Annotated in this window: 2 protein-coding genes and 1 pseudogene; all 3 read left to right on the forward strand. The window is 45.5% G+C overall.

Annotation, left to right across the window (positions count from 1 at the left end):
- A pseudogene (locus ACW12G_RS04765) lies at window positions 1-587 on the forward strand (heme ABC transporter ATP-binding protein); the annotation flags it as partial.
- A complete protein-coding gene (locus ACW12G_RS04770) occupies window positions 587-1,723 on the forward strand; it encodes an ABC transporter permease (protein ID WP_029510031.1) in 1,137 nt (378 codons plus the stop codon). The pseudogene ACW12G_RS04765 and the gene ACW12G_RS04770, both read left to right, overlap by 1 nt.
- A 2-nt stretch (window positions 1,724-1,725) precedes the next feature.
- On the forward strand, window positions 1,726-2,682 hold the full coding sequence (locus ACW12G_RS04775; RefSeq protein WP_455647395.1) for an ABC transporter permease: 957 nt from the start codon (window positions 1,726-1,728) through the stop codon (window positions 2,680-2,682).
- The last annotated feature ends 97 nt before the right edge of the window (window positions 2,683-2,779 follow it).

A 2,779-nucleotide genomic window follows, 5' to 3' on the forward strand; every position in this document is an offset into this window, starting at 1 on the left:
TTACCAATAAGAAGCCACGCCAAATCACAGAAGCTGGTGTGGGGCATATTCCTGAAGATCGTCTCCGGTTTGGGATGGAAGTTGATATGACGTTGTCAGAAAACTTGGCATTGCAAACGTACTATAAGGCGCCTTTGTCACAACATGGTGTGTTACAAGCTGATGCAATGGATAAGTTGGCCAACGAGTTGGTCAAGGAATTTGACGTGCGTTCAGCTGGTATTCATGTTTTGGCTGGGTCGATGTCTGGTGGTAACCAACAAAAAGCCGTCATTGCCCGTGAATTAAATCGTGATAACGAATTAGTCATTGCGGCACAACCAACACGTGGGCTTGACGTCGGAGCGATTGAATACATTCATCAACGTTTGATTGACCAACGTAATGACGGTAAAGCGGTGCTGGTCGTCAGCTTTGAATTAGATGAAATTTTGAATTTGTCTGATCGTATTGCCGTGATCAATGCGGGTAAAGTTGTCGGGATTGTTGATGCAAAAGATACAAATAAACAAGAATTAGGATTGCTGATGACAGGGATGAGTCTAGCCGACGCCCGTGCAGCGCTTAAAGAAGAGGTACACGCCTAATGGCAGCACAAAAAAATTCATTTTCTGTGGCCTTATTCTCAGTCCTTTTTGGGTTGATTATTGGGGCCGTTATTATGCTGGTTTTCGGGTATAATCCGATTTCTGGTTATGTGGCGTTACTGGGTTCAGCCTTTGGTTCAATGCAAGACATCGGTGGTGTCTTGACTCAAATGACGCCATTGATTTTAACGGCGCTTGGTTTTGCCGTGGCGCAAACAGCTGGATTCTTTAACATTGGGTTATCTGGTCAAGCCTTAGCCGGTTGGGTTGGTTCAGTCTGGTATGCGTTGAGTTTTCCAGATATGCCAGCTTATCTGATGATGCCAAGTTCTATCTTGCTTGGCGTTGGGTTAGGGGCGATCGCGGGTGCTATTCCGGGTTGGTTACGCGCCCAGTTTGGTGCTAGTGAAGTGATCGTGACCATCATGATGAACTATATTTTGTTGTTCTTAGGGAATAACATTTTGCAAAATACGATGTCAAAGAGCATTAAAGAATCAGCCGAAACAACCAAGCAAGTCGGCGCCAATGCGTCATTGCAAATGAAGTGGTTGACTGATTTGACGCAAGGCTCAAGTATTTCAGCGGGTATTTTCATTGCTTTGATCATGATTGTTGTGATCTGGTTTGTGATGACTAAGACAACACTTGGGTTTGAAATTCGTGCCGTTGGTTTGAATGCGGATGCGGCAAAGTACGCAGGGATGTCAGACAAGCGTAATGCCGTGATTGCTATGGCCATTTCTGGTGGATTAGCTGGTTTAGCTGGTACCATTGAAGGTCTTGGAAATTATCTGAACTTCTTTACGCAAAATGGTTCGCCAGCCATTGGTTTTGACGGGATGGCGGTTGCGTTGCTTGGTAGCGGCTCATACCTTGGTATCTTAGCATCAGCCGCAATCTTCTCAGTGTTGAAGATTGGTGGTCTAGGCATGCCAATGTCATCAGGTGTACCATTTGAATTGGTTGATATTGTGACAGCGTCAATTATCTTCTTCGTTGGAGCAAAGTATTTGATTCAATTGATTCAAAAGCGTGTCCATGAAATGGACGAAAAGGCAGCTGAAGCAGCTGCAATTAAGAAGGCAGCCAAAGCCGAGTCGGTTGCCGGTAAAAATCAGAAAGGCGGTGAATAAAGATGTCATTAATGGCGATGTTATCACTCGTAATTTCTAGTACATTAGTTTACTCAACGCCGTTGATTTTCACGTCAATTGGTGGCACGTTCTCAGAACGTGGCGGCGTCGTCAACGTTGGTTTGGAAGGGATTATGGGCATGGGCGCGTTTGCGGCGGTTGTCTTTAACCTGACTTTTGCTAGCACTTTAGGTTCAGCCACACCTTGGTTTGGCTTGCTTGCCGGTGCTGTGGTTGGTTTGCTCTTCTCTTTGTTACATGGTGTGGCAACAATCACATTGCGTGCGGACCACATTATTTCGGGTACAGTGATTAATTTGATGGCCCCAGCCTTGGGTGTCTTCTTAATTAAAGTCCTTTATGGTAAGGGACAAACTGTGCCAATTTCACAAGACTTTGGTTATACATCAATTCCAGTTTTGTCACACATTCCGATTCTTGGGGACCTCTTCTTTGCGAAGACTTCTGGGCCTGCTTGGCTAGCGATCGTGGTGGCAGTGCTATCTTGGTACGTGATTTTCAAGACGAAGTTTGGTTTGCGTTTGCGGTCAGTTGGTGAAAATCCGCAAGCAGCTGATACATTAGGCTTGAATGTGGCCAGTTTGCGTTATTCAGGCGTGATGCTTTCAGGCTTGCTTGGTGGCGTTGGTGGTGCCGTAGTGGCACAGTCAATTTCATTGAACTATTCAGCCAGCACCATTGTGGGTCAGGGATTCATGGCGATGGCAGCGATGATCTTTGGTCGTTGGAATCCAATTGGGGCATTGGGTGCTTCGCTCTTCTTTGGTTTGTCACAATCACTTGCTGTGGTTGGGGCACAATTGCCAGGTTTGAAGAACGTCCCATCAATTTGGCTACAAATCGCACCGTACGTCTTGACGATTATCGTGCTTGTCTTCTTCTTTGGTAAGACACGTGCGCCAAAGGCAGATGGTGTCAACTATATTAAGGCAGCTTAAATAAGCTGACTGGTAAAAATCCTAGCTGGATCCAGCTAGGATTTTTTTGCCCGAAAATAAGGTTAGATACTGCCAAAGATGAGCGACAATATTTTAA

The sequence above is a fragment of the Leuconostoc sp. genome, assembly GCF_965300815.1.